Source organism: Jatrophihabitans sp. YIM 134969, from assembly GCF_054456675.1.
The window spans coordinates 233,381-258,634 of sequence record NZ_JBTJEQ010000002.1 but is presented as its reverse complement, the minus strand read 5'-3'; the positions used below and the strand labels follow the sequence as shown (position 1 = coordinate 258,634).

Here is a 25,254-nt window from a genome sequence, read left to right as displayed (position 1 = left end):
CGAGGGCGGGGCGGCCGTCCCCGACGCCGCCGGTCCCCTGGGCGGGGCGGCGCGGGTGTTCGACGAGACCTGGTTCGGGGCCCGCCCGGCGACCTCCGCCGACGTCGAGACGGCCCGCGCCGGCCTCGAGGCGGTCCGCCGCACCCGCGCGTCCTCAGAACGCCCGTGACGACCACGCTCGAACGTCGCCCCACCCGGGCTCGACGCGGGCTGGTCGTGCTGGTCGTGGTCGTGCTGCTGGCGGTGGCCGCGATCGTCCTGCTGGGCCGCTCCGACACCGACGGCGACGAACCGCTGTCGATCACCAGCACCCGACCCGACGGCGCCCGGGCCCTCGCCCGGTTGCTCGACGCGCGCGGCACGAACGTCCGGGAGGTGGACTCGCTCGCCGACGCGCGCGGCGGTGGCGACGCCCGCACCGTGTTCGTCCTCGCCTCCAACGACTACGCCCCCGACCGGCTCGCCGCCCTCGCCGCCGACACCTCCGGACCGCTCGTCCTGCTCGCGCCCGGGAACGCCGCGCTCGCCGCGGTCCGGTCCGACCTGGTGCGCACCACCGACACCCTGCCCGTGACGGGAACGGTCGCACCCGGCTGCGACGACCCGGCCGCGGCGGCCGCGGGTCCGGTGGCGTTCTCGTCCGCCTCGACCTACGACGGCCCCACGCCCGCGACCGTCTGCTACACCGGCGCCTTCGCCCGTGACGGTCGGGTCTCCGTACTGGGCGACCCCGGAGGGTTGGTCAACGCCCGCCTGGACGCGACCGGTACCGCGGCACTCGCTCTCGACGTGCTGGGGACGACCTCGGAGCTGGTGATCGTGCGCCCGGGTGCCGACGCCGACACCGGGCCCACCGGCTCGGTCTGGTCGGCCCTGCCCGACCACGCCGAGACCGCTGCCTCGTGGCTACTGGGGGTGGGGCTGCTGGTCGTGCTGTGGCGCGGCCGGCGCCTGGGGACGCCGGTGGCCGAACCACTGCCGGTCGTCGTGCGGGCCGACGAGATCGTCCGCGGCCGCGCCCGGCTGTACGAACGCACCGGCGACACCGCCCGCGCGGCGGCACTGTTGCGCCATGCAACGACGACCCGGCTGCGACGCCAGCTGACCTTGCCCCCGGGAACCCCGCCGCCGGTCGTGGCCCACGAGGCTGCACGGGCGCTCGGCGCGCCGGTCCCCGAGGGCCTGCTCGCCGGCCCGCCGCCCGTGGACGGCGACGACCTGCTGCGCCTCGCCCGTGACCTCGCCGACCTCGAGGACCGCCTCCGCACCGTGGGCGGTCGGGCAGGATGGACGTCGTGACCGGCCCCGCGACCACCGCGACCACCGAGACCCCTCACGACCCCGCCACCGCCGCCGGGCCGTGGCGGGCCGTGCACCGCGAGGTGGCCAAGGTCGTGCTGGGCCAGGACGGCGTCATCAGCGGCGTGCTGGTCGGGCTGCTCGCAGGTGGTCACGTGCTGCTCGAGGGGGTCCCGGGCACGGCCAAGACCATGCTGGTCCGCGCGCTCGCCGTCGCCAGCGGGCTCGGGACCAGCCGGGTGCAGTTCACCCCCGACCTCATGCCCTCGGACGTCACGGGTTCGTTGGTGTTCGACCAGAGGGCCGGCGCCTTCGAGTACCGGCCCGGTCCAGTGTTCACCAACCTGCTGCTCGCCGACGAGATCAACCGCACGCCGCCCAAGACCCAGGCCTCCCTGCTGGAGGCGATGGAGGAGCGGCAGGTCACGGTCGACGGCGTGTCCCGCCCGCTGCCCGACCCGTTCTGCGTGGTCGCGACCCAGAACCCGGTCGAGTACGAGGGCACGTACCCGCTGCCCGAGGCGCAGCTCGACCGTTTCCTCGTGCAACTGACCGTTCCGCTGCCCGATGCCGCCGCCGAGCGCAACATGCTCGCCGCGCATGTCGCCGGGTTCGACCCCCGTGACCTCGCCGCCGCGGGCGTGCGGGCGGTCACGGGGCCGGAGGAACTGCGCGCCGGCATCACCGCGGTGCGAACGTTGCACTGTGCACCGGAGATCCTGGACTACGTCGTGGCGCTGGTCCGGGCCACCCGTGACGCCCCGGCCGTCGCCCTCGGCGTGTCACCCCGGGGAGCCACGGCCCTGCTGGCCGCCGCCCGCGCGTGGGCTTTCCTCTCCTCGCGCGCCTACGTCACACCCGACGACGTCCAGGCCATGGCCCGGCCGGTGCTGCGGCACCGGATGGTGCTGCGGCCGGAAGCCGAACTCGAGGGCGCCACCACCACCGCCGTGCTCGACGCGGTCCTCGCGGCCGTCCGCGCGCCGCGCTGACGTGCTGCTGACCGGCCGGCTGGTCGCGCTCGCCGCGCTCGGTGTCGTCGCCGCGTTCTGGTCGCCGATCGCGCTCGGCGTGTGGGCCAGTGTCCTGGTACTGGCCGTCACCGTCGACCTCGCCCTCGCCGCGCCGGTGGCCCGGATCGCCGCCGAACGCCGACCCGCCGGCCCGACCCGGCTCGGCGAGCTCACCACCGCGACCGTTGCTGTGCGCAACGGATCGCGTCGCACCGCGCGGCTGCGGCTGCGTGACCGGTGGGTGCCGTCGGCCGGCGCCGACCCGGCCGTGTCGCGGTGGCGCCTCGCCGCGGGCGAGACGCGTGAGCTCACGACCGCGCTGCGTCCCACCCGCCGCGGCCGTCGACCGGCCGTCGAGGTCGCCGTGGCCTCCCTCGGCCCCCTCGGCGTTGCCGGCCGCCAGCGGCGCCGGCCGCTGCCCGGGGCGGCGCTGGTGCTGCCGGCCTTCCCCTCACGACGTCTGATCCCGGCCAAGCTCGCCCGGCTGCGCGAACTGGAGGGCAGCGTCACCGCCCGCCGGGCGGGGCGCGGCACCGAGTTCGACGCCCTGCGCGCGTACGTGCCGGGCGACGACGCCACGGCCGTCGACTGGCGCGCCACCGCCCGCTCGACCGGCGTCGTGGTGCGGACCTTCCGACCCGAGCAGGACCGCCGGGTACTGGTCGTCCTCGACACCGGCCGGGGTTCGGCGGCCCGGCTCGGCGACGAACCCCGCCTCGACGCCGCCATCGACGCCGCGCTGCTGCTCGTCGCCGTCGTCACCCGTGCCGGCGACCGGGCCGGGCTGGTCGCGGTCGACCGCGAGACCCAGGCGAGCCTCGGGGTGGCGGGCGGCCGTGACCGGCTGCGGCGCGCGTCGGCGCTGACCGCGGGCCTCGAACCGCGGCTGGTCGAGACCGACCCCACGGCCGTGCTCGGGGCGGTGTCCACGGTCGCGGGCCGGCGGGCACTGGTGGTGCTGTTCACCGCGCTCGACGAGGGCCCGCGTGCGGCCACCACCGCCGTCGTGCGGGGTCTGGTCCGCGACCACACCCTGGTCGTCGCCGCGGTCACCGATCCGGTCGCCGACCGGGCCGCGGCCGCCGTCCGCGCCGACGGCGCCGAACCCGCCGACGCCTACCTCGCCGCGGCCGCGACCCTGCAGGCCGAGCAGCGGGCGGACTTCGCCCGGCGGTTGCAGGCGCTGGGCGCCCGGGTGGTCGAGGCGCCCCCCGACACGTTCGCCGGGGCCGTCACCGACGCCTACCTCGACCACCGCACCGGCCGCCGCTGACCAAATTCTGTGTACTCCTGCGGCCACAGGCTGCAGAAGTACACAGGACTTGGTCGTCAGGCGTGGGCGACGACGTCCTCACGTTCGCCGGCGGCGACGTCGGCCGACTCGCCCCGTAGGGCGGCGCGGCGACCGAGCACGAAGACGTAGACGAGGAACGCGAGTTCGACGGCGATGCCGGTGCCGATGCGCGCCCAGGTCGGCAGACCCGAGGGCGTCACGAAGGCCTCGACCGCACCGGACACCGCCAGCACGCCGACCAGCCCGAGCGCGACGACCAGGGTGCTGCGACCGGTCTCGGCCAACGCCTGGGCGCGGCTGCGGGCGCCGGGTGCCACCCAGGCCCAGCCGAGCCGCAGACCCGACCCGGTCGCGACGAACACCGCGGTGAGCTCGAGCAGGCCGTGCGGCAGGATCAGGCCGAAGAAGACCTCGCCCTTGCCCGCGGCGATCATCGCCCCGCCGATCAACCCGACGTTGGAGATGTTGGCCCACAGCACCACCACGGTGCCGACGAGCGTGACCCCGAGGACCAGCCCCAGTGCCGAGACCAGGGCGTTGTTGAGCCACACCTGCGCGGCGAAGCTCTGCGCCGGGTTGGCCGAGTAGTAGTCGGCGAAGTCGTGGTCGACCAGCTGCCGCACGTTCTCGCTGGGGATGGCGCGGTAAAGCCGGTCCTGGTGGCCGCTGACGTACCAGATCATCGCGGCGGCCACGACGACGTTCGCCGCCGCCGTGCCGACCCACCACCGCCACGACTCGTAGACCGCCAGCGGGAACGCGACGGTGACCCCGTGGCCGAACGCCCGCCAACCACGACGGCGCGGGGCGCCCCCGAGGACCGCCGCCCGTGCGGTGGCGACCGTGGCCGAGAGCAGGCGGACGGTCTCCGGGTCACCGCCGTGGGCGCGGACCTGCAGCAGGTCCGAGCTCGCCTGCTGGTAGCGGGCGACCAGTTCGTCGGCCCCGTGGGCGTCGAGCGAGCGGGCGGTGGCGAGCTGACGCAACCGCTCCCACCCGCCGGCGCGGGCCGCGACGAAGGCGTCGAGGTCGAACGACGCCACCATGGGCCAGAGAATAGGTGCCTGCGCGAGGATGGGTGGGTGCAGACTCTGGTGTCCGGAGAGGGCGTCGAGCTCGACCTGCCGCTCGCCGGACCGGGCTCGCGGGTGGTCGCCGGGGCCATCGACCTCGCCGTCCAGGTCATCGCGCTGTTCGTGGTCGTCACGGTGACCCTCGCCGCGGCCTCGCGGGCCGACGGCGCGGCCCTCACCGCGTTCTTCATCCTCGTGACCGTGGCGGTCTTCGGCGCCTACCCGATCGTCGCGGAGTGGCTGTCCCGGGGACGCACCCTCGGCAAGCTCGCGATGGGTCTGCGGGTGGTGCGTGACGACGCCGGCCCCATCGGCTTCCGCCAGGCCTTCGTGCGCGGCGTGTGCTCGCTGGTGCTGGAGAAGCCCGGGTTGCTGGTGCCGCTGGGGACGGCCGCCGGGCTGGTGACGGCGTCGTCGTCACCGTCGTGGAAGCGCATCGGCGACCTGCTCGCGGGCACCGTGGTCGTCCAGGACCGGCGCACGGTCATCCGGCCGGCGGTGCCCGTGGTCCCCGACGCCTACCTGTGGCCGTGGGTCACCTCAGCCGACCTCTCCCGCATCGACGACGACCTCGCCCTCGCGCTCCGCGCCTTCGTCACCCGGGCGACCGGCTACCGCGCGCCGGCGCGCGCCGCGGTCGAGGCCGACCTCGCCCGACGGGTGGCGGCGGTGGTGTCACCGCCCCCTCCGCCCACGCCGCCGGGGGTGCTGCTGGTGACGGTCCTCGCAGAACGACGGCGCCGTGCGGGGTCTCTGTAACCTCGATCGTCGTGTCGACCGATGCGCCAGCCGCGCCCCGCACCCCCCGCGCCGGCCGGGCGGCCAAGCCCCGGGCCCAAGGCCAGTGGGCGCTCGGCTACCGCGAACCGCTGAACCCCAACGAACGCACCAAGCGTGACGACGACGGTCTGAACGTGCGGGCCCGGATCGAGCAGATCTACAGCAAGCGCGGGTTCGACTCGATCGACCCGTCGGACCTGCGCGGGCGGATGCGCTGGTACGGCCTGTACACCCAGCGCGCCGAAGGCATCCCGGGCGGACGCACCGCCGTCCTCGAGCCCGAGGAACTCGACGCGCCCTACTTCATGCTCCGCGTCCGGATCGACGGCGGGAAGCTCACCTCCGACCAGTTGCGCGTGATCGGCGAGATCTCCACGCGGTACGGCCGCGACGTCGCCGACGTCACCGACCGCCAGAACGTCCAGCTGCACTGGATCCGCATCGAGGACGTCCCCGCCATCTGGGAGGCGCTCGAGGGCGTCGGCCTCTCCACCACCGAGGCCTGCGGCGACACCCCGCGCGTCATGCTCGCCTGCCCGTTGGACGGCGTGGCCGCCGACGAGATCCTCGAGGCCGGTCCGGCCCTGCGCGAGACCGTCGACGCCTACCTCGGTGACCCGCAGTTCTCGAACCTGCCGCGCAAGTTCAAGACCTCGATCTCCGGGTGCGCGCACCACTGCACGAACCACGAGATCAACGACGTCGCGTTCGAGGGCGTGCGCCTGCCCGACGGCACCACGGGTTTCGACCTCTGGGTCGGCGGCGGCCTGTCGACCAACCCGATGTTCGCCCAGCGGCTCGGGGTGTTCGTGCGGCCCGACGAGGTGCGTGAGGTCTGGGCGGGCGTGTGCGGCCTGTTCCGCGACTACGGGTACCGACGGTCGCGCAACCACGCCCGCATCAAGTTCCTGATGGCCGACTGGGGTCCGGAGAAGTTCCGGCAGGTGCTGCAGGACGAGTTCCTCGGCCGCGAGCTCCCCGACGGCCCCGCGGTGGAGATGCTCCCCGGCCCGCGCGACCACGTCGGCGTCACCGAACAGAAGGACGGCCGGTTCGCCGTGGGCGCCACCGGTCAGGCCGGTCGCTCGTCCGGCGCGACCCTCACCGCGATCGCGGCGCTCGCCGACCGCTACGGCTCGGGTCGCATCCGCACCACGGCCCAGCAGGGCCTGGTGCTGCTCGACGTCGAGGCGGCCGACGTCGACACCGTCGTCGCCGAACTCGACGCCCTCGGCTGGGCGGCCCGGCCGTCGGCGTTCCGACGCGGCACGATCGCCTGCACCGGCATCGAGTTCTGCAAGCTCGCGATCGTCGAGACCAAGGGCCGGGCCAACTGGCTGCGCGGCGAGCTCGAGCAGCGGCTGCCCGACTTCGACACCCCGGTGACCGTCAACGTCAACGGCTGCCCCAACTCCTGCGCCCGGTTCCAGGTCGCCGACCTCGGCTTCAAGGGCCTGGTGGCGCGTGGGCCGGACGGCGAGGACGTCGAGGCGTTCCAGGTGCACCTCGGCGGCGAGCTCGCCGGCCGGGCCGCACTCGGTCGCAAGTTCCGCGGCCTGAAGGTGAACGCCGACGACCTGCCCGACTACGCCGAGCGGGTGCTGCGCGGCTACCTCGAGCGCCGCACCTCGAGCGACGAGACGTTCGCCGACTACGTCGGCCGCGCCGACGAGGACTGGCTGCTCTAGGAGATCCAGCGGTAGAACTCGACCAGGTTGCCGTCCAGGTCCAGGGTCGAGAACTCGTAGGTGCCGAAGTCGGTCGTCGTGATGCCGTCGCCGGAAAGTCCGTGCAGCACGGCGGTGCGGCGGTACTCGGCGAACAGGGCGTCGACGTCGGCGGTCTCGACCCGGCAGCTCGCGGTGCCCGCCAGGAAGCTCTCGGCACCCGAGCGCACCGGTCGCTCGCTGAGGTCCGACCGCTCCTGCCAGCTGGCGTCGTCGGCCCGCCACAGGTGGATGCGGGCGGCGTCGCGGACCAGCACCGCGAACCCGTCGTCGCGGTGCACGCACTCGAAGCCGTAGCGCTGCTCGTAGAAGTCGACCGCCGCCGGGATCTCGCGCACCGGCAACGCCGGCACCGTCTGTCCGAGACCCGCCGCCGCCCGGTCCGCCACGGCCCCAGCGTGGCAGAACCCGCCCCGCGGCGGAACCGCCGCGTCCTACGCTGACCGGCGTGGCCCGCTACCTCGACGTGCACCCGCGCGACCCGCAGCCGCGGCTGATCGCGCAGGCGGTGTCCGTGCTCCGGGACGACGGCCTGCTCGCCTACCCCACCGACTCCGGCTACGCGTTGGGCTGCACCCTGGACAGCCACACCGGCACCGAGCGGATCCGGCGCCTGCGCGATCTCGACGACCGGCACCACTTCACGCTGGTGTGCTCGGACTTCGCGCAACTCGGCGAGTTCGTGCAGATGGACAACCCGGAGTTCCGCGCGGTGAAGGCGGCGACACCCGGGCCGTACACGTTCATCCTGCGGGCGACCCGCGAGGTGCCGCGCCGGTTCGCCCACCCGAAGAAGCGCACGGTCGGCGTCCGCATCCCCGACTTCCCGGTCGTGCAGGCGCTGCTGCGCGAACTGGGCGCACCGCTGGTCTCCAGCACGTTCATCCCGCCGGGCTCGGACGAACCGCTGACGGACGGCTGGACCGTGCAGGACGACTACGGCCACGCGCTCGACGCGGTCATCGACTGCGGCGAGTGCGGGCGCGAGCCGACCACGGTCGTCGACTGGTCCGACGGCACCCCCGAGGTCACCCGGGTCGGTGCGGGCGATCCCGACCGGTTCGGCTGAGGCGGTTCACCCGCGTTTGCGGGCGCAGACCACGAGAACCAGGTGAGCCGACTGCGGCAGGAACTTCTCCACCACCGACACCGTGCTGGCCAGGGCGGGCCACGGCCGGACGTAGGTGTCGAGGCCCGGTCGGTGCACCGAGGTCCACGTGAACCGGTCGTCGAGCAAGGCGGCGAGGTCCGCGCGCCGGTTCATCCGGTAGCGGGTCGGGAACGTGTCCTCGGGTGCCTTGGTGGGCTGCAGCCGCCGCAGCGCACCGACGTGCATCCGCTGCGGCACGGTGCGCGCCGCGAGCGCCATCGGCGACCACCGGGACACCGTGCGGGCGAGGAACACCCCACCGGGGCGCAGGACCCGGTCCAGTTCGTCGACGAAACCGTGCGGGTCGTCGACGTGCTCGAGGACCCAGTCGGCGACCACCAGGTCGGCGCTCGCGTCCTCCGCGGGCCACGCGCCGCCGGTCATGAGACGGAACTCGTCGACGACCCGGTTGGCGGCGGCGTCCGGGTCGACGTCCATGCCCACCACGTGTCGGCCGGGGGCGCGCAGGTCGTGCAGCGACCGGCCGGCGCCCCACGCGCCGACCATCGCGCCGCGTCCGCACCCGACGTCGTAGATCGTCGTGCAGTCCAGCGCGACGGTCTGGGCCATGGTCCAGAACGTCAGCGAACTGTCGGTCGTCGCACGCGGGTTGTCGAACATCAGCCCGGCGCCCGCGGGCGGGGCGGACGGGCGGTCGGTCGTGGCTGTCACCGGTTCTCCTCGCACGCACGGTTGAGACGCACGCGAAGTTAGCCGCGATCCGGCGATCCCGATATTCGGTCCGGCAGACTCTTCCGGCCGGGCCGATGCGGCGGTTCTCTACAGTCGCGCGGGTGAGTGAACGCGCGGCGCCGTTCTACTGCCCGTACTGCGGCGAGGAGACCATCCGACCGTTCGGCGGCCTCGAGGACCCGCACGGTCAGTGGCGGTGTGACTCCTGCCGCCGCGCGTTCCGGTTGCGGATGATCGGGCTGACCCGTTCCGGTTCGGGCGACGACGCGGCAGGATCGGAGCATGAGCCCACGCCCTGACTGGCGACTGTTGCGCGATGCACTGGTCGACTCGTACCGGCGGTCCTGGGACTCCGACGACGGCTCCTGGCTGTCGATCGGGTCGAAGCGTTCGGCGCTGTCGATCGGATCGGTCGGCTCGTTCGGGTCCGTCGGATCGGTCGGGTCGTTCTGTTCCGTGCTCAGCGTCGGGTCGTCGTTCTCGATCGGTTCGATCGGCAGCTGGCAGTCGTCGTTCTCGATGCTGTCGGCCCAGTCGCGCGGTTCGACGTTGTCGTGGCGGTCGAAGGGATCGGTGCTGAGCGCTCAGTCGTCCGACGCCGTGAGAGCCGACCGGATGTCGTCGGGCACCGGCACCGGGGTGCCGTCGGAGCCGACCGACACGTAGACCGTCTCGACCTCGCAGCAGACGCGCTCCCCGACGCGGATGGTGAACGACAGCGTGAGGCTGCTGCGCCCGATCCTCGTGCAGGTCACGTCCACGGCGACCGTCTCCCGCCACGCCACCGACGACCGCCAGGTCAACGTCGTGGTGACCAGCCGGACGTTGCGGGTGAACTCGACCAGGTCGCGCCCGGCTGCGGGCAACGCGGCGAAGTACGCCGCCATCGCCTCGTCGCACCAGGTCAGGTAGTGCGCGTTGAAGACGACCTCCTGCGCGTCGACCTCGACGAAACGCACGGGAGCGGACCAGGTGGCGGTGGGCACCGCCCGATCCTGACAGCCGGCGCCTACCGCACGGTGAGCAGTGCCCCCGGTGCGATGCCGATGGTGACGTCGGCGCGGGCGGGGAGCTCGCGCACCTCGCCGTCGAGCTGCAACGGGGTGACGTCGGTGGTGCGGAACGCGTACCGCTGCATCCCCCGCCGCCCGGGCAGGCGCCCGGTCGCGGCACGCACGAGCACGCCCGGGTACCGCCACACCGGCAGGTGGCCGAGTTCGATCACCTCGAAGCGACCGTCGTCGGGTTCGGCCTCGGCGTCGAGGGTCACGTACTTCGCCATGCCGCTCACGGTCGAGGCGACGATCGCGTCGAACTGACGGCGACGGCCGTCCCGTTCGAGGACGACCGGCACCAGCCGGCGGAGCACACGCAGGGTCGTGAGCACCTCACCGATCGAGCCCTTGCCACCGCTCTCCTCGAGCCCGACCGCCACGGCGGCCGTGACCCCGATCCCGATGTAGGAGTGCGCGTACTCCGTCGACGCGTCCGACCGTTGCACCGTGAGCAGGTCGAGCCGGCTGAGGTCGTCGTCAGCGACGGCGTCGACGAGCGGACGCCTGGCCGTCGTGCGCCGGTGGTCGTTGGCGTTGCCCGCGGGCAGCACGGCGGCGGCCACCCCGGCGGCCGACCCACCCGCGTCGAGCACGCCGTTGACGACGTCGTGGTAGCCGCCGTCCCCACTCGCCGAGACGACGAGTACGACGGCGTCGGGTGTCCCGCCCGCCCCGTGCCGGGCGGCGAGCTCCCGGCCGTGGCCCGCCCGCTCGGTGGCGACCAGCTCGACCGGCAGGTCCGGTCGGGCCGTGTGCAACCGTTCCTGGAACTCGCGGGCCGACCGTTCGCCGTCGCCTGAGCTGTGCGGGTTGAAGACGACCACGACGCGTGCGATGCGAGCCACGGACCGCAGCGTAGAGGGCTGATTCCCGGCCAGAACGACCGGAAACACAGGGATCGGGTGGCGGCGTGACCTGCTGCACCGACCCGTGACGCGGGCCCCGGTTGTGGAACACTGGAGTCGTGCCTGCCGACGTCGCCCCCACCAGCACCATGCTGGTCGCGCGTCTGCACGTCGATCTCCAGCGTGTGTCGAGCGCGGTGTGTCGACCGGTCTCCTGACCGGTCCACCCGTCCCCTCGCACCCCTCCCGGAGATCCACCCCTCATGACCGCCGTCATCGCGCCTGCACGTCACTCCCCCGTCACCGGATTCGACACCGAGCAGCTGCGCGCCTACGCCCTGCAGGCCGGTGAGCGCCTCGACGGCGCCCCGGCCCGGACCGTCCTGGAGTGGGCCGCCGGCACCTTCGGCGAGCGTCTCTGCGTGACCGCGTCCATGGCCGACGCCGTGCTGTCGCACCTGGCGTCCGAGGTCATGCCGGGCGTGGACGTCGTGTTCGTCGACACCGGCTACCACTTCGTCGAGACCATCGGCACGCGCGACGCCGTCACCTCGAGCCTGCCGATCACGCTGGTCACTGCGAAGCCCGACCTGACCGTCGCGGAGCAGGACGCGCAGTTCGGAGCGCGGCTGTTCGAGCGCGACCCCGACGCCTGCTGCACGATGCGCAAGGTCACCCCGCTCAACCGCACGCTGCGCGGCTACACCGCGTGGGCGAGTGGCGTGCGCCGCGACGAGTCGCCGTCGCGCGCCGGCGCGAAGGCCATCGAGTGGGACGCCAAGCGCGACATGGTCAAGATCAACCCGATCGTGGCCTGGACCGAGGCGGACGTCGACGCCTACATCGCCGCGAACAACATCCTGGTCAACCCGTTGCTGTCCGACGGCTACGGCTCGGTCGGCTGCGAGCCCTGCACCCGCCGCCTGCAGCCCGGGGAGAGCGCTCGCGACGGCCGCTGGGCCGGCACGACCAAGACCGAGTGCGGCATCAACCTCTAGCCGCGTGACCGGGTTGACACGACCCGAACACGACTGACGCCGAAGCGTCGGTGGCCGCTGTTAACGTCGCGGCCGCTCACGCCACCGGCTGTTCCGGGGTCCCCAGGCGTGCTTGGAGTCTGGAGTCCCACCCGTGGTGCGCACGTCCCGTCCCGTCCTCCTGGTGGTCCTCGCCGCCGTGGTCGCCGCCCTGGTCGGAACGGTGACGGCCACGCCCGCCGCGGCCGCGCCGCCGGTCCCGTCCACGCCGGGTGCGTTCGTCGGTCTCACGCCCAGCCGGGTCCTCGACACCCGCTCCGGCCTCGGCGCCCCGCAGGCCCCGGCTGTGGGCGGTCGCGCGCTCCACGTCAGCGTCGCGGGCCGCGGTGGCGTGCCGACCGGCGCCGGCGCCGTCGTCCTCACCCTCACCGTGGTCGGCAAGGCCGCGGGTGGCTACCTCAGCGCCTACCCGACCGGCGCCGCCGTTCCGACCGCCTCGGTCGTCAACTGGACCACCGGTCAGGTCGTGGCCGGGCAGGCCACCGTCACGCTCGGCACCGGCGGCGCGGTCGACCTGCTGGTGAGCAGCGGCAAGCCGGTCGACCTCGTCGCCGACGTGTCCGGCTACTTCCTCGGGGGCACCCCGAACGCGCCCGGGGCCTACGTCGGCCGCACCCCCACCCGTCTGCTCGACACCCGCGCGGGCGTCGGCGGCCCCCGAGGCGCCCTCGCCAAGGGCGCCACGACCACCGTCGCGATCGCCGGACGGGGCGGTCTGCCCGCCGCGACCGGCATCAGTGCCGTCACCGGAACCCTCACCGCCGTGCGGTCGACGACCTCGGGCTACCTCACCGTCTGGGGCGGCGGCGACAAGCCGACGGTGTCGTCGCTGAACTTCGCCGCGGGCCAGGTCGTGTCGAACCAGGTCACGGTCCCGGTCGACGCCTCGGGCGCGGTCCGCGTGTTCGCCGGCGGCGGCCCGGTCGACGTCGTCCTCGACGTCACCGGGTTCGTCATCGGCGGTGCGGCCACCGAGCCCGGCACCTTCGTCGCACTCCCGCCCGCCCGCGCCTTCGACTCCCGCACGTCGGGGCCGCTCCCGATCGACCAGGAGATCCCGCTGACCCTGCCGGGCACGGGCGGGGTCCCGACCACCCGTGTCGCGGCCGTCGTCGCCAACCTGACCGTGACCAACGCCGGGGCGACGGGCTACCTGACCACGTACCCCGCTGGGGGTGCGCGGCCGGCCACGTCGAACCTCAACTGGACTGCGGGCCGCACCGTCGCGAACCAGGCCACGCTGACGGTCGGCGACGGCGGCGCGGACGTGCTCTACCTCGCGACCACCCGCGGGGTGTCGGTCGTCGTGGACGTCTCGGGCTACTACCTCCCGGCGCTGCCGGCCACGCCCCAGGACCTCACGGCCACGCCGACCACCACCTCCGTGACGTTGCAGTGGACCGAGCCCGGCGCCGACGTCGGCTACCCGGAGTCCTTCGACGTCCGCCGCCTGCCCGGCAGCGTGCCGCCCGCCTCGCGCACCGACGGCACACCCGTCTCCGGCGTCCCGAGCGACACGGGGGTGGTCGACACCGGGCTGACGCCCGGAACCACCTACAGCTACGCGGTCTTCGCGGTCGACCGCACCCACGTGAACTTCTCGGCGCCGGCCACCGTGACCGTCACGACCCTGCCGCCGGACCTCACTCCCCCGGGTCCGGACACCGCGCTCATCACTTCATCGGTCGGCACCACGACCGTGACACTGCACTGGACGCGTCCGGCCGACGCCGACTACGCGGACACCGTGCTGCGGTCCGCGGTCGGGACGACCCCGCCCGGTCCGCCCACCGGCAACCCTGTCGGCGTCGGCGGTCGTACTGACACCGTGATCGTCCAGAGCCTCGCGTCCGGAGCGACGTACACGTTCGCCGCGTACGCCCGCGACTCGTCTGGCAACGTCAGCCCCACTGCTTCGACCACGACCTTCACCACGGCTGGTACCCAGGGCGTTGTCGGGACCACAGTGCCGGTGCCGCCTGGTGCCTTCGACCCGCAGAAGCAGGTCACGGGCCAGGATTGCCCGCCGTCTGGGTCGTGTGTGGTCGTTGCGGGCTACTACGACGAGACCGCCGCGCGGCACGGACTTCTCCTGATCGGCGTGGTGGGCGTCGACGGCACGGTGAGCTCCACCCCGGTGCCCCTGCCGTCCACCGCGGCGTCGTTCACCAAACCGGTCGCCGCCGTGTCCTGCGCCGCGGACGCCGACTGCGAGATCGTCGGGACCTATGTCGACGACGCGACCGGCGATCGCCGCGCATTCGCGGCGCACTGGAACGGCGCTGCCGCTGCGTCTGCCCTGCTGCCCACCGTGGATGTCGACGCGCGCGCGATCGACTGCCCCGTGACGGGCAACTGCGTCGCAGTGGGCGGCCGGAGCGCCGCCTCCGCCGAGCAACCGTGGGCCGCTCGGCTCGCCGGCGGAGCGTGGACCGACGCGACGTTCAACACCAGCGCCGCATCGGTGACCTACGCGCTCGGCTCGGTCGCGTGCGCCACCGCCACATCGTGCGCGGCCACCGGCGACAGCGCCTCGACCTCCGGGGCGCCCGCGGCGCTCGTAGCGTCGACCACCACCGGCGCGAACTGGACCGCCCGCACCCTGCCTGCTCCCTCGGGCTCGACGGGGTGGACGGGCCTGGGTCGGGTCACCTGCCCTGTCACCGGCATCTGCGCCGCCGGCGGCCGCTACGCGTCCCCGTCGAGCTCGACCACCAGCGCACCTGCGTTGTTGAGTTGGCGCGCGGGCACCTGGTCGACGGAACTGTTGCCCACCACCTCCGCCGATGCAACCGACGTCACCGACGTCGCGTGCAGCAGCGCCCTGTGCTCGGTCCTCGTCGGGTTGGGGACCGCGTCAGTCCTGCTGACCCGCCCGGTGACGGGCGGAACGTGGACGATCCGAACCCAATCCGCTTTGCCGGCCGGTGCCACCACGGAGACAAAGGGGCTCAGCGGCATCGCTTGCACCGCCGACGGCCGCTGTGGCGGCGTGGGTGCTTGGACGGACAGTGCCCATGTCAGTCACGGCTTCGTCGCCGCACTGTCGACGAACTCGTCGAATTCGGCCACCACGGTCGAGCCCTCCGTCGCCGCCCGGCTGGGTGGGGCCGCTCTGAGCGACCCGGTTTGTACCGCGGACGGACAATGCGTCGCGACCGGCAACTACCTGGCCACCACGGAGGACGCGTGGGTTGCGTCGTTCCGGATTGTCGGAGGGTGAGGCGTCGCGGTCAGACGCCGCCGCCTCCGCCGCCCATGCCACCGATGATGTTGGCGGCAGCACCGCGTTCGATGAGCCGGGCTGTCTTCTCCTGGTCGGTGAGTTCGCGGAGCGGGATCTCGATGTCCCGCTCGCTGCGCCGGGTCCAGACGTAGAGACCGACGAGCAGGGCGAGCATGACGACCCCGCCGATGATGCCGAGCACGATCACGACGACCTCCGCTTGACGCTGGGCGTCTGACCGTACGCCTGCCCGCTCGGTGCGTCTCCCCACAGCGCGCGGTAGTACCGCATCCGCACGGGATCCGCCTCGACGCCGTACGCGGCGAGCAGCGGCACCTCGTAGCCCGGACCGAAGTTCCAGACCGTGCTCCAGGTGGCGACGGCGAGGTCGGCCCACCTGTCGGCCACACCGAGCGCGCCGAGGTCGACGTGACCGGTCACCTCGCCGTCCTCGTCGAGGAGCGTGTTCGGCACGCACGGATCGCCGTGGCACACGACCAGCCTGTCGACCGGCGGCGTCGGCCCGAGCTCACGCTGCAGGTCCTGGACGGCGCGGCCGGACTCGGCCGCGAGGCGCGGCAGTCGGGTCGCAGGGCCCCAGTCGTAGAGGCACTTCTCGACCGGCAGGGCGTCGTGCAGCAGCCGCAGTCCGCGGCCCACGGCCCGGGCGGCGGCGCGAGGGTCGGACTTCCAGCGGGTGGCAACCGCCGACTTCCCCGGCAGACCGGCGGTGTGCAACCAGGCCGCCGTCTCGTCGCGTCCGGTGCCGAGCACCTTCGGCACGGCGGTGTACGGCGCCGCCCACCGCAACCGTCGGACCTCCGCCCCGATGTCGGCGAGCGGGTGGTGCGGCTGCCACTTGACGAACTCGCGGCCGTCGCCGTCGCCGACCTCGAACGTCAACCCGCCGAGCTGGTTGCGCCACACGCACCGGGTGGGACGGCCGGCCGCGATCGTGGTGACCGCCGGCGGGACCTCGACGTGCGTGCCCGGGAAGCTCATCGACCTCCACGCTAGTCATCGACGGCCGGCCACCCGATCGTTGCACCCTGCAACCAGCGGGTGCCGGCGATGTTCGGGTTCGATCTGGCAATCGTGTGCCACGCCGGATGAGGTCACGAATCGGACACGGCGTGGAACGGGACGGCCGGCCTCGGCGTCTACCGACGTCTCGCGCACCGCGGGACCACGACCAGGAGGACCCGCCAGTGCTCACCTCAGCTCGTCTCCGCGCGACCCTCGTCGCGTCCACCCTCGCGGCCGTCGCCGTGACCGGCCTCGTCGAGGCGCCGTCCAGCTCGGCCGCCGCACCACCGCCCGGCGGCTCGATCGTGCCCATCGCCCCGGTCCGGGTGCTCGACACCCGCGCCAGCACGGGCCTGCTCACCCGGGGGACGATCAGGCCGCTCCAGGCCCTGCCCGGCGTCGCCCGCGCCGACGTGACCGCGGTGCTCATCAACGTCACGGTGGTCAACGCGACCGCCCCCGGGTGGATCCGGGTCGGCGAGGGCGCCGGAACCTCGAGCAGCAACTTCGTGGCGGGGGCACCGTCCGCCACCCTCGCCATGGTGCCGATCCCGACGGCGTCGCCCTCCGGGAACGTAGCCTTCGTCGCCTCGACGGGGGTCGACGTCGTCGCCGACGTCGAGGGATACGTCACCAGCGCGAGCGCCGCCACCACGTCGACGTTCACCCCCGTCGCCCCGAAGCGCATCGCCGACACCCGGTCGGACACCGGGCTGGTGCCGTTCAGCGCGAACGGCACGCAGCTCCTCGACGTCCGTTCGCGTGCCGGGCTGCCGGCGAACGCCACCGCCGTCGTCGCGAACCTCGTCGCGATCAAGCCGACCGCCACCACGACCTACCTCACCGCGTACCCCAGCGGCATCGCCCGTCCCACCGCCTCCACCCTCAACCTCTCCCGCGGCACGACCGTGGCGAACCGCGTCGTGCTGCCGCTCCGCGCTGACGGCCGCGTGGCGATCTACAACTACGCCGGTCGGACCGACGTCCTCGTCGACGTCAACGGGTACCTCGCTCCGGATGGGACCGGCTCGTATTTCGTGCCGTCCCCCGGCATCCGGATCGACGACACCAGCGGCGAGGGTGCGAACGTCAAGCTCCCGGCCCACGGCTCGGCCACGACCACCGGCGCCTGGGTGACACTCGCGTCGGCCTCGGACTTCGACGGCTACCTGCTGGCCGGCCCCACCCTGACGCTGCCGGCGAAGTACTCCGACCTCAACACCATCCAGGGCCGGGCGGTGGCCAACTCCGGCCCCGTGAGCCTGGCATCGGACGGCTACTTCCGCGTCGCGTCGGTGCCGACCAGCCGGTTCGTCGTCGACTTCAACGGTTGGTTCCAGAAGGCCGCTGGCGCCTGATCGTTGCATGAACCAACGGTGCCCGCGGCCTCCGGACCGCGGGCACCGTTGCGTTGTGCAACCGATCGCAGCACGAGTTCGGTCACGAATCAGCAACGCAAGCAACGGATTCGCCTCGAGCGCGACTCTCTGCTGACGGCCTCGCACCACCGCGAGCCGCAATCCCGGGAGGACCCGCCGTGAACCTGCTCCGCCGCCCCGTCACCCTCTTCGTCACCGCAGCCGCCGCGTCGATCACCCTCGGCTCGCTGCTCGGTGTCGCCGCCCACAGCGACGCCGCCACACCCACGCCATCGGCTGCCACCGCGGTCACCGCCGGCAACCCGAAGGTGCCGAACGCGACGTCAGCAGCCGGACCGGTGTTCCTGCGCCCGGGCGAGAGCCTGCGCTCCGACGACCGGTCGCGTTCGTGGCTGGAGAGCGGCGGCCTCGCCGCCGGCTCCGAGAACGTCCTCGCCACGACGACCGGTTTCACCCTCGAGCTCGAAGGCAACGGCGACCTCGTCTAATACCAGCTCACCGCTACCGGACGGGCCGCGGTGTGGTCGGCGGGCACCCGCTCGGCCACACCCACCAGCCTGCAGTTCCAGCGCGACGGCAACGTCGTGCTGCGCGACAGCGCCGGTAAGGCCTTGTGGGCGACCGGAACCGCCGGGAAGCCTGCGGCGTACTTCGATGTCTACGGCAACGGTCAGGTCGTCACGCAGGACGTGGCCGGCCACATCCTCTCGGCACACGGTCGAGCGGAGACCGGCATCCCCGGCGTCGTCATCAACCGGGCCAGCACGCCGGCGACGTTCACCGACGCCGGACCGTTCCGCTCGCTGGCGGTCCAGTCCGACGGGAACGTCGTCGTGTACGACGTCGTCACCCCGCGCCACGTGGTGTGGTCGACGGGCACCGCGGGTGCGGGCCCGGTGCGGCTGATCGCGCAGAACGACGGCAACCTCGTCCTGCGTCAGATCGCGACCGGCCGCGCGGTGTGGGCGTCGGACAGTCACGGACCTCAGGCTTACTACCAGTTCGACCTCCAGGACGACGGCAACATCGTCCTCTACCGCACCGACGGCATCCGACGCGTGCAGGCCGTCTGGTCGACCGGCACCCGTCGCTGATCGCGGCACCTGACACCACTCACGCAGAGGACCCGCCATGCTCGCACTCCGCTCCGCTCGGAGTCCGGTGGACTACCCCGCGTGGCGCTGCACGAGGTCCATGGCGACGAGCGCGCTGCGTTCCTTGTCCTTGATCTCCAGCACCACGTCGACGTCCACGCCCGCGGTGCGGACCTGGTGCAACCAGGCCGAGAAGTACTCCGGGACGATCTCCGCGGCGTGCGTGCCGAGCCGTTTCGAGAGGTCCTGCGAGGAGTAGTCCACCAGAGGCGGGCCGTCATCCGTGCCCCACGTCGCGGCGGCGCGGGCGACGGCCCCGCTCACGTCGTAGACCTCGTCGGTCACGGCCAGGTGGAGGTTGTCGAGCAGGACCGGGACACCGCAGCGCTCGGTGATCCACACGACCTCGGACCAGCCGATCCCGAAGTCGTCGTTCTCCAGCACCAACCGGTCCCGGATCCGCTGGGGCAGCGCGTCGTACCGCTCGACGAACCGGGACAGCGACGCCGCCATGTCGCCGTACGCGCCGCCGCCGTGGATCTGGAACTTGTGCGTGGCGTCGAGGCCCATCGCCTCGAGGACGTCGCAGTGGTAACCGAGGTCGTCGACGCTGCGGGCGTGGGTCTGCTCGTTCGGCGAGTTGATCAGGGTGTACTGGCCCGGGTGGAAGGACAGTCGCATCCCGTACGCCTGGACGTACGCCCCGATCTCGGCGAACACCTCGGCGAACTCCGTGCGCCAGTCGACGTCGACGACCGGGTGCGCACCGAACGGCACGAGGTCGGAGGTGACGCGGTGCATGAGCAGGCCGTGTTCGACGTTCCACTCCAGGATCGCCTGCAGGCCCGAGAGGTTCGCGGCCAGCGTGTCGCGGAAGCGCTGCGGTGACCACGACTTGAGCATGAAGCGGGCGTGGCTGCGCACACCTTCGTCGGCCAGGGTCCGGTTGATGGCCGCGTAGCCGATGCGCACGCCTCCCACGGTAGGACCCCGGGAACACCGCCGCGCCCGACCCCTCGGGAGGGGCCGGGCGCGGCGGCGGTGTGGTGCAGGGTGCAACGGTCAGTCAGACCGAGGCGGGCGACTCAGTAGCGGTAGGTGTCCGGCTTGAACGGACCCGCGACGTCGACGCCGATGTACTCGGCCTGCGCCTTGGAGAGCGTCGTGAGCTTGGCGCCCACGGCGTCGAGGTGCAGACGGGCGACCTTCTCGTCCAGGTGCTTCGGGAGGACGAAGACCTGCGGGGTGCCGCCGTCGGCCGGCTGGTACTGGTCGTTCTTGGTGATGATCTCGATCTGCGCGATGGTCTGGTTCGAGAACGACGCCGACATCACGAAGCTCGGGTGACCGGTGGCGTTGCCGAGGTTCAGCAGCCGACCCTCGGACAGCACGATGATCGTGTGGCCGTCGGGGAAACGCCACTCGTGGACCTGCGGCTTGATCTCGTTCTTGACGATGCCCGGCACCTGCGCGAGGCCGGCCATGTCGATCTCGTTGTCGAAGTGACCGATGTTGCCGACGATCGCCTGGTGCTTCATCCGGCCCATGTGCTCGGCCATGATGATGTCCTTGTTGCCGGTCGTGGTGATGAAGATGTCGGCGCGGTCGACGACGTCCTCGAGCCGGACGACCTCGAGGCCGTCCATGGCCGCCTGCAGCGCGCAGATCGGGTCGACCTCGGTGACGACGACTCGGGCGCCCTGGCCACGCAGCGACTCGACCGAGCCCTTGCCGACGTCGCCGTAGCCGCAAACCACGGCGAGCTTGCCGGCGATCATCGTGTCGGTGCCACGGTTGATGCCGTCGATGAGCGAGTGGCGGCAGCCGTACTTGTTGTCGAACTTGGACTTGGTGACCGAGTCGTTGACGTTGATCGCCGGGAACAGCAGCGTGCCGTTCTTGGCGAACTCGAGCAGGCGGTGGACACCGGTGGTGGTCTCCTCCGTGACGCCGACGACGCCGCGGGCCATGGTGGTGAACCGCTGCGGGTCGGAGGCGAGGCTCCGACGCAGGGTCTCGAGGATCACGCGGTACTCCTCGGAGTCCGACGCGTCGGCCTGCGGAACCGCGCCCGCACCCTCGAACTCGACGCCCATGTGGATGAGCAGGGTGGCGTCACCACCGTCGTCGACGATGGAGTCCGGGCCGGAGCCATCGGGCCAGCGCAGCAGCTGCTCGGTGCACCACCAGTACTCCTCCAGCGTCTCGCCCTTCCAGGCGAAGACCGGGACACCCTGGGGGTTCTCGACGGTCCCGTTCGGGCCGACGACGACGGCCGCGGCCGCGTGGTCCTGGGTGGAGAAGATGTTGCAGCTGACCCAGCGCACGTCGGCGCCGAGGGCCGCGAGGGTCTCGATGAGGACGGCGGTCTGCACGGTCATGTGCAGCGAGCCCGCGATCTTCTTGCCCTTGAGCGGCTGCTTCGGGCCGAACTCCTCGCGCAGGGCCATGAGGCCCGGCATCTCGTGCTCGGCGAGGCGGATCTCGTTGCGGCCGAAGGCGGCGAGCGAGAGGTCGGCGACCTTGAAGTCGCTCACCGAACCCGCGGTGTCGGGCGTGAGCTGGACGCCGGTGGTGGTCGAGGTCATGTGCTGGACTCCTGTCGTCGGTGGTTCCGGGTGCGTCGGCGCGACCGCGGGAGTCGGCGCCGGGTAGTCGTTGTCGTCGAGGGTCAGCCGCCGGTAGAGCCCGGCGACCTCGGGTGCCTCGGGGCGGTGCAGGGCACCGAACCAGGCGTCGACGTCGGCGGCCAGGGCGGGATCGGTGCGCACGCGCCGTTCGTAGCCGAGGTCGGTGATGCCGAGTCCGTGCGTGTCGAGCAGCGTCCGCAACTTCACGAGCCGGTCGACCTGTCGATCGCCGTAGAGCCGGTGGCCGCCCGGGGACCGGAGCGCGGGCACGAGGCCCGCCTGCTCGAGGTACCGGAGCATCCGCTGGGACCACCCCGTGGCCTCGGCGACCTGCTGCATGGTCATCGGTTTCATGGCGGGACCCAAGTTACCACGATCGTGTCAGATTCCGCGCGACAGACCGACGTGACACCGGTCGCGGTCTGCCGCACCGGACCCGCCGGCCGGCCGGTCAGACCGGGCTGTGACTCAGCACCCGCAGGAGGTCGCGCTGGCGCACCCACCCGGTGACGCCCGCGGTGTCGCCGACCGCCACGGCGCCCGCGCCCTGCTCGAGGCGGGTCAGGACGGCCCCGAGCTCGGAGCCCGCCGCGACCGGGTCCGCCGGTCCGGTCACGGCGCCGACCGGCGCGGTGTCACCCGCCGCCAGCGCACTCATGACGTCGTGGGCCGAGACCACCCCGCGGAAGGTCCCGTCGGCCCGGACCACGGGCAGGTGGGTCTCGGACCCGTCGGCGAACCGGGCGGCGGCGAGGTGCAGGTCGTCGGTGTCGACGACCGGTTCGGGCACCTCGACCACGAAGTCCGAGACCGGCCGCCGCCGCAACCGGGCATCGGCGGGCTCGTCGATGTCGATGCCCCGGCGCAGCAGCTTGCGGGTGTAGACCGTGTCGGCCGAGACGAGGTGGCTGATCCCGGTGGCCAGCACGATCGCGAGCATCAGCGGCAGGATGATCGAGTACTCGCCGGTGAGCTCGAACAGGATCACGACGGCGGTGATCGGCGCCCGGGCGGCCCCGGCGAACACCGCACCCATGCCGATGAGCGCGTAGGCGCCGACCGATCCGCCGCTCGAGGGCGCGACCGCGTGGACGACCTCACCGAAGGCCGCCCCGGCCATGGCACCGCAGAACAGGCTCGGGGCGAAGACTCCACCGGAACCGCCGATGCCGATGGTGAGGCTGCACGCGACGAGCTTGCCGACCAGCAGCAGCACCAGGAACGCGATGCCGTACCCGCCCGCCACCGCGCGTCCGAGCACCGGGTAGCCGACCCCGTACATCTGCGGCAGCACCAGCAACAGCGCGCCGAGCAGGAGTCCGCCGACGGCGGGCCGCAGCCACTCGGGACCACGCCAGGCCCAGTCGCAGGCGTCCTCGATCGCGTACAGCACCCGAGAGAACGCGACGCCCACCAGGCCCGCGAGCAACCCCAGCAGCGCGAACAGCGGGTACTGCGCGAGGTGGTCGACGTGGAACGTCGGCAACGTCAGGAACGGCGTGTCGCCCAGGACGGACCGGCCGATCACGCTCGCGGTCACCGAGGACAGCGCGACCATGCCGAACGCCTCGGCCTCCCACCGCCGCAGGATGAGCTCCATCGCGAAGAAGACGCCGGCCAGCGGCGCGTTGAACGTGGCCGCGATCCCGCCGGCCGCACCGCACGCGACCAGCAGCGTGATCCGGCGTTCGTCGAGCCGGAACAGCTGGGCCACGCTGGAACCGAGGGCGGAGCCGATCTGCACGATCGGTCCCTCACGGCCGACCGAGCCGCCGCCGCCGATGCACAACGCCGAGGCGACCGCCTTCACGAGCGCCACCTGCGGGCGGATCCGTCCGCCGTTGCGGGCGACCGCGACCATCACCTCCGGCACGCCGTGGCCACGGGCCTCCCGCGCGAACCGGTACACGAGCGGTCCGTAGAAGATGCCGGCGACGACCGGGGCGAGGACGACGAACCACCGCCCCAGCCAGGGGATCTGCGGGTTCGCCACGTGGCCACGCCCGGCGTAGTCGGTGAACCCGGTGAACAGGTGGGTGACGCCCTCGATCATGAACCGGAAGACCACGGCTCCGAGCCCGGCTCCCACGCCGATCACCAGTGCCAGGGCGACCAGACCCAGCCGACGCGAACGCAGGCTCTGAATCCGGGACACGGGCACGCGAACAAGAGTCACACTTGCAGTATGCAATCGTTGTACTGTCTCATCAAGAAGATGCGACCATGGTCATGACCACCGACGGAGGACCTCGTGCCGGAAACGCCCGACCCGCTCGATGAGATCGTCGAAGCCGTGCTCGCGAGCTCGCGTGCCCTGGTGGCGCTCTCGGCACGGTCCATCGCGGGCGCCCAGGGCGTGACGCTCCCCCAGTACCGGATGCTGGTCGTGCTGTCGGAACGCACCTCGACGTTGACCGAGCTCGCGGCCCAACTCGACGTCGCCCCGTCGACGGCGCTGCGGATGGTCGACCGACTCGAGGCCGCCGGGCTCGTCGACCGCGCCGTGCGGCCCGAGAACCGCCGCGAGACCCAGTTGAGCCTGACGACGGCCGGTCGGCGAACCGTGCGGACCGTCACGAACCGTCGCCGCCGCGATCTGCGGTCGGTCGTGGAGCTCATCGAACCCGCGCGGCGCGAGGACGTCGCGCGGGCGATGGCGGCGTTCGCCGAGGCGGCCGAGCGGGCCTGGCCCACCGGCGGCGACTCGTGAGCCGCGGACGTGACTAGCGGACGACGCGGGGCCCGACCGTGGCCCGGAAGACCGTCCCGGTGCCGGTGAGCAGCACCGCCCGCCCGGCCGGCACGAACGCCGCCCGGCCCGGGGTGAGCGTGACGTCGGCGTCGCCACCCCGCGCGACCACCCGCCCGCCGGTCGCCAGCAGCAGCTGCGGTCCCCCGGAACTGACGTCGTGGGCCTCCGGCCCGATCTCCAGACGCAGGAGTTCGAAGTCGTCGACCGGAACGGGGTACACGACGTCGCCGTAGGCGTCCAGCGAGGGCCACGGCTGCCCCGGCACCGGGTCGAACGAGGCGATCCGCAGCAGTTCCGCGGCGTCGACGTGCTTGGGCGTCAGCCCGCAGCGCAGGACGTTGTCACTGTTGGCGAGGATCTCCACGCCGAAACCCTGGACGTAGGCGTGGATCTGACCCGCGGCCAGGAAGACGGCCTCGCCCGGCTCGAGCCGGACCAGGTTGAGCAGCAGCGCCACGACCGGGCCGATCTCGTCGGGTGACTGCTCGGCGAGGCGGGTCGTGCACCGGGCGACCGGCGCGTACCGGCCGTTCGGCCAGGTCTCGAGGTAGCGACGCGCCCCGGCCGCGGCCGCGGCGACCAGCACCGGCGCCTCCCCCGCGGGAACGTCCAACAGGTAGGTCATCGCGGCCCGAAGATCCGTTGCACCCTGCAGCACTTCCAGCAAGGGGTCCAGTTCGGGCGTCTCGAACTCACGGACCAGCTCGGCGGTCTCGGCCGGGTCGCGGAACCCGCACAGCGCCTCGAACGGGGTCAGCGCGCACAGCAGTTCGGGCTTGTGGTTGTCGTCCTGGTAGTTGCGGTGCGCCGCGCCGATCGGGACGCCGGTCGCGTTCTCGCGCGCGTACCCCTTGCGGGCCTGCGCCAGGTTCGGGTGGACCTGCAGCGACAGGGCCTTCTCGGCCGCGAGCAGCTTGAGCAGGAACGGCAGACGTCCCGCGAACGCGGTGTCGACCCGCGCACCGAGCATCCCGACCGGGTCGGCCGCCACCAGCTCGTCCAGCCCGACCGACGCCGTGCCGTCGTGCCACTGCGACGGCGCGCCGGGGTGGGCACCCACCCACAGCTCCGCCACCGGCACGCCGGACGGCTCGTCGCCCAACAGCTCCGGGATCGCCGTGGCCGAACCCCAGGCGTAGTCGCGGGCGGTGGTGGCGAGCGCCAACACGTCGGGCACGGGG

At 72.8% G+C, this 25,254-nt stretch carries 27 protein-coding genes and 1 pseudogene; 16 read left to right on the top strand and 12 right to left on the bottom strand.

Going from position 1 to position 25,254, the window contains the following annotated elements; all coding sequences use genetic code 11:
• The 4 genes from ACXR2U_RS02450 to ACXR2U_RS02435 all read left to right on the top strand — a co-directional run.
• On the top strand, positions 1 to 169 hold a 169-nt coding region (locus tag ACXR2U_RS02450), incomplete at its 5' end, for a DUF4129 domain-containing protein (RefSeq protein WP_458823334.1).
• Positions 166 to 1,299, top strand: coding sequence for a DUF4350 domain-containing protein (locus tag ACXR2U_RS02445; protein WP_458823327.1), 1,134 nt, complete (start codon positions 166 to 168; stop codon positions 1,297 to 1,299). The genes ACXR2U_RS02450 and ACXR2U_RS02445, both read left to right, overlap by 4 nt.
• Complete coding sequence (locus tag ACXR2U_RS02440) at positions 1,287 to 2,291, top strand: AAA family ATPase (protein ID WP_458823326.1); 1,005 nt, start codon at positions 1,287 to 1,289, stop codon at positions 2,289 to 2,291. Before ACXR2U_RS02445 ends, ACXR2U_RS02440 begins: the two co-directional genes overlap by 13 nt.
• 1 nt (position 2,292) lies before the next feature.
• Positions 2,293 to 3,585: a DUF58 domain-containing protein gene (locus ACXR2U_RS02435; protein ID WP_458823325.1), complete on the top strand. Its 1,293-nt coding sequence runs from the start codon at positions 2,293 to 2,295 to the stop codon at positions 3,583 to 3,585.
• A gap of 56 nt (positions 3,586 to 3,641) precedes the next feature.
• On the opposite strand, the gene ACXR2U_RS02430 is transcribed toward ACXR2U_RS02435, so the two are convergent.
• Positions 3,642 to 4,652 carry a stage II sporulation protein M gene (locus tag ACXR2U_RS02430; RefSeq protein ID WP_458823324.1) on the bottom strand — a complete coding sequence of 337 codons (1,011 nt, stop codon included), beginning with the start codon at positions 4,650 to 4,652 and terminating at the stop codon, positions 3,642 to 3,644.
• A gap of 36 nt (positions 4,653 to 4,688) precedes the next feature.
• Here ACXR2U_RS02430 and ACXR2U_RS02425 point away from each other — a divergent pair, with 36 nt between their 5' ends.
• Positions 4,689 to 5,438, top strand: coding sequence for an RDD family protein (locus ACXR2U_RS02425; RefSeq protein ID WP_458823323.1), 750 nt, complete (start codon positions 4,689 to 4,691; stop codon positions 5,436 to 5,438).
• Positions 5,439 to 5,449: 11 nt separating this feature from the next.
• Complete coding sequence (locus tag ACXR2U_RS02420) at positions 5,450 to 7,147, top strand: nitrite/sulfite reductase (RefSeq protein ID WP_458823322.1); 1,698 nt, start codon at positions 5,450 to 5,452, stop codon at positions 7,145 to 7,147.
• Here ACXR2U_RS02420 and ACXR2U_RS02415 read toward each other — a convergent pair.
• Positions 7,144 to 7,575, bottom strand: a complete 432-nt coding sequence (locus tag ACXR2U_RS02415) for a VOC family protein (protein ID WP_458823321.1) — start codon at positions 7,573 to 7,575, stop codon at positions 7,144 to 7,146. The genes ACXR2U_RS02420 and ACXR2U_RS02415 overlap by 4 nt on opposite strands.
• Before the next feature lie 59 nt (positions 7,576 to 7,634).
• On the opposite strand from ACXR2U_RS02415, the gene ACXR2U_RS02410 reads away from it, so the two are divergent.
• Entirely contained in the window at positions 7,635 to 8,255 is a 621-nt protein-coding gene (locus ACXR2U_RS02410; protein WP_458823320.1) for an L-threonylcarbamoyladenylate synthase, read from the top strand.
• A 6-nt stretch (positions 8,256 to 8,261) separates the two neighbouring features.
• Here ACXR2U_RS02410 and ACXR2U_RS02405 read toward each other — a convergent pair whose 3' ends face one another.
• Positions 8,262 to 9,008 carry a class I SAM-dependent methyltransferase gene (locus ACXR2U_RS02405; RefSeq protein ID WP_458823319.1) on the bottom strand — a complete coding sequence of 249 codons (747 nt, stop codon included), beginning with the start codon at positions 9,006 to 9,008 and terminating at the stop codon, positions 8,262 to 8,264.
• A 122-nt stretch (positions 9,009 to 9,130) separates the two neighbouring features.
• Between ACXR2U_RS02405 and ACXR2U_RS02400 the strand changes: the two genes are divergently transcribed.
• Together ACXR2U_RS02400 and ACXR2U_RS02395 are read left to right on the top strand one after the other, a co-directional pair.
• Positions 9,131 to 9,328 (top strand): hypothetical protein, encoded by a 198-nt coding sequence (locus ACXR2U_RS02400; protein ID WP_458823318.1) that lies wholly within the window; start codon positions 9,131 to 9,133, stop codon positions 9,326 to 9,328.
• Positions 9,312 to 9,695, top strand: coding sequence for a hypothetical protein (locus ACXR2U_RS02395; RefSeq protein WP_458823317.1), 384 nt, complete (start codon positions 9,312 to 9,314; stop codon positions 9,693 to 9,695). The genes ACXR2U_RS02400 and ACXR2U_RS02395 overlap by 17 nt, the downstream gene beginning before the upstream one ends.
• On the opposite strand, the gene ACXR2U_RS02390 is transcribed toward ACXR2U_RS02395, so the two are convergent.
• Positions 9,614 to 10,015 (bottom strand): acyl-CoA thioesterase, encoded by a 402-nt coding sequence (locus tag ACXR2U_RS02390; RefSeq protein WP_458823316.1) that lies wholly within the window; start codon positions 10,013 to 10,015, stop codon positions 9,614 to 9,616. The genes ACXR2U_RS02395 and ACXR2U_RS02390 overlap by 82 nt on opposite strands.
• 23 nt (positions 10,016 to 10,038) lie before the next feature.
• Complete coding sequence (locus tag ACXR2U_RS02385; RefSeq protein ID WP_458823315.1) at positions 10,039 to 10,929, bottom strand: diacylglycerol/lipid kinase family protein; 891 nt, start codon at positions 10,927 to 10,929, stop codon at positions 10,039 to 10,041.
• A gap of 119 nt (positions 10,930 to 11,048) precedes the next feature.
• Here ACXR2U_RS02385 and ACXR2U_RS02380 point away from each other — a divergent pair, with 119 nt between their 5' ends.
• From ACXR2U_RS02380 to ACXR2U_RS02370, 3 genes are all read left to right on the top strand, one after another.
• Positions 11,049 to 11,147 (top strand): putative leader peptide, encoded by a 99-nt coding sequence (locus ACXR2U_RS02380; protein ID WP_458823314.1) that lies wholly within the window; start codon positions 11,049 to 11,051, stop codon positions 11,145 to 11,147.
• Between the two features lie 45 nt (positions 11,148 to 11,192).
• Positions 11,193 to 11,927, top strand: coding sequence for a phosphoadenylyl-sulfate reductase (locus ACXR2U_RS02375; RefSeq protein WP_458823313.1), 735 nt, complete (start codon positions 11,193 to 11,195; stop codon positions 11,925 to 11,927).
• A 133-nt stretch (positions 11,928 to 12,060) separates the two neighbouring features.
• A complete protein-coding gene (locus ACXR2U_RS02370; protein ID WP_458823312.1) occupies positions 12,061 to 15,189 on the top strand; it encodes a fibronectin type III domain-containing protein in 3,129 nt (1,042 codons plus the stop codon).
• 10 nt (positions 15,190 to 15,199) lie between these two features.
• Here ACXR2U_RS02370 and ACXR2U_RS02365 read toward each other — a convergent pair whose 3' ends face one another.
• Together ACXR2U_RS02365 and ACXR2U_RS02360 are read right to left on the bottom strand one after the other, a co-directional pair.
• Entirely contained in the window at positions 15,200 to 15,400 is a 201-nt protein-coding gene (locus tag ACXR2U_RS02365; RefSeq protein ID WP_458823311.1) for a hypothetical protein, read from the bottom strand.
• Positions 15,397 to 16,194 (bottom strand): phosphotransferase, encoded by a 798-nt coding sequence (locus tag ACXR2U_RS02360; RefSeq protein WP_458823310.1) that lies wholly within the window; start codon positions 16,192 to 16,194, stop codon positions 15,397 to 15,399. Before ACXR2U_RS02360 ends, ACXR2U_RS02365 begins: the two co-directional genes overlap by 4 nt.
• A 206-nt stretch (positions 16,195 to 16,400) precedes the next feature.
• Between ACXR2U_RS02360 and ACXR2U_RS02355 the strand changes: the two genes are divergently transcribed.
• The 3 genes from ACXR2U_RS02355 (at position 16,401) to ACXR2U_RS02345 (ending at position 18,691) form a co-directional block, all read left to right on the top strand.
• Positions 16,401 to 17,576 (top strand): hypothetical protein, encoded by a 1,176-nt coding sequence (locus tag ACXR2U_RS02355; RefSeq protein ID WP_458823309.1) that lies wholly within the window; start codon positions 16,401 to 16,403, stop codon positions 17,574 to 17,576.
• Positions 17,577 to 17,755: 179 nt separating this feature from the next.
• Positions 17,756 to 18,085 carry a hypothetical protein gene (locus ACXR2U_RS02350; protein ID WP_458823308.1) on the top strand — a complete coding sequence of 110 codons (330 nt, stop codon included), beginning with the start codon at positions 17,756 to 17,758 and terminating at the stop codon, positions 18,083 to 18,085.
• Positions 18,086 to 18,115: 30 nt separating this feature from the next.
• On the top strand, positions 18,116 to 18,691 hold the full coding sequence (locus ACXR2U_RS02345; protein WP_458823307.1) for a hypothetical protein: 576 nt from the start codon (positions 18,116 to 18,118) through the stop codon (positions 18,689 to 18,691).
• 72 nt (positions 18,692 to 18,763) lie between these two features.
• Here ACXR2U_RS02345 and uvsE read toward each other — a convergent pair whose 3' ends face one another.
• The 4 genes and pseudogenes from uvsE to ACXR2U_RS02325 all read right to left on the bottom strand — a co-directional run bounded on the left by uvsE (position 18,764) and on the right by ACXR2U_RS02325 (position 23,374).
• Positions 18,764 to 19,663, bottom strand: a complete 900-nt coding sequence (uvsE, locus tag ACXR2U_RS02340) for a UV DNA damage repair endonuclease UvsE (RefSeq protein WP_458823306.1) — start codon at positions 19,661 to 19,663, stop codon at positions 18,764 to 18,766.
• Positions 19,664 to 19,776: 113 nt separating this feature from the next.
• On the bottom strand, positions 19,777 to 21,279 hold the full coding sequence (ahcY, locus tag ACXR2U_RS02335) for an adenosylhomocysteinase (protein WP_458823333.1): 1,503 nt from the start codon (positions 21,277 to 21,279) through the stop codon (positions 19,777 to 19,779).
• A 216-nt stretch (positions 21,280 to 21,495) separates the two neighbouring features.
• A pseudogene (locus ACXR2U_RS02330) lies at positions 21,496 to 21,660 on the bottom strand (helix-turn-helix domain-containing protein); the annotation flags it as partial.
• A 112-nt stretch (positions 21,661 to 21,772) separates the two neighbouring features.
• Complete coding sequence (locus ACXR2U_RS02325; protein WP_458823332.1) at positions 21,773 to 23,374, bottom strand: chloride channel protein; 1,602 nt, start codon at positions 23,372 to 23,374, stop codon at positions 21,773 to 21,775.
• 198 nt (positions 23,375 to 23,572) lie between these two features.
• On the opposite strand from ACXR2U_RS02325, the gene ACXR2U_RS02320 reads away from it, so the two are divergent.
• On the top strand, positions 23,573 to 24,031 hold the full coding sequence (locus tag ACXR2U_RS02320) for a MarR family winged helix-turn-helix transcriptional regulator (RefSeq protein ID WP_458823305.1): 459 nt from the start codon (positions 23,573 to 23,575) through the stop codon (positions 24,029 to 24,031).
• A 13-nt stretch (positions 24,032 to 24,044) separates the two neighbouring features.
• On the opposite strand, the gene manA is transcribed toward ACXR2U_RS02320, so the two are convergent.
• Positions 24,045 to 25,241 (bottom strand): mannose-6-phosphate isomerase, class I, encoded by a 1,197-nt coding sequence (manA, locus tag ACXR2U_RS02315; protein WP_458823331.1) that lies wholly within the window; start codon positions 25,239 to 25,241, stop codon positions 24,045 to 24,047.
• Between the last annotated feature and the right edge of the window lie 13 nt (positions 25,242 to 25,254).

What these genes read in the sequence shown, in the direction of transcription:
- ACXR2U_RS02325 (WP_458823332.1), bottom strand. Translation starts at nt 23,374, where the DNA reads ATGATCGAGGGCGTCACCCACCTGTTCACCGGGTTCACCGACTACGCC.
- ACXR2U_RS02375 (WP_458823313.1), top strand. Translation starts at nt 11,193, where the DNA reads ATGACCGCCGTCATCGCGCCTGCACGTCACTCCCCCGTCACCGGATTC.
- ACXR2U_RS02440 (WP_458823326.1), top strand. Translation starts at nt 1,287, where the DNA reads ATGGACGTCGTGACCGGCCCCGCGACCACCGCGACCACCGAGACCCCT.
- ACXR2U_RS02430 (WP_458823324.1), bottom strand. Translation starts at nt 4,652, where the DNA reads ATGGTGGCGTCGTTCGACCTCGACGCCTTCGTCGCGGCCCGCGCCGGC.
- ACXR2U_RS02395 (WP_458823317.1), top strand. Translation starts at nt 9,312, where the DNA reads ATGAGCCCACGCCCTGACTGGCGACTGTTGCGCGATGCACTGGTCGAC.
- ACXR2U_RS02360 (WP_458823310.1), bottom strand. Translation starts at nt 16,194, where the DNA reads ATGAGCTTCCCGGGCACGCACGTCGAGGTCCCGCCGGCGGTCACCACG.
- ahcY (WP_458823333.1), bottom strand. Translation starts at nt 21,279, where the DNA reads ATGACCTCGACCACCACCGGCGTCCAGCTCACGCCCGACACCGCGGGT.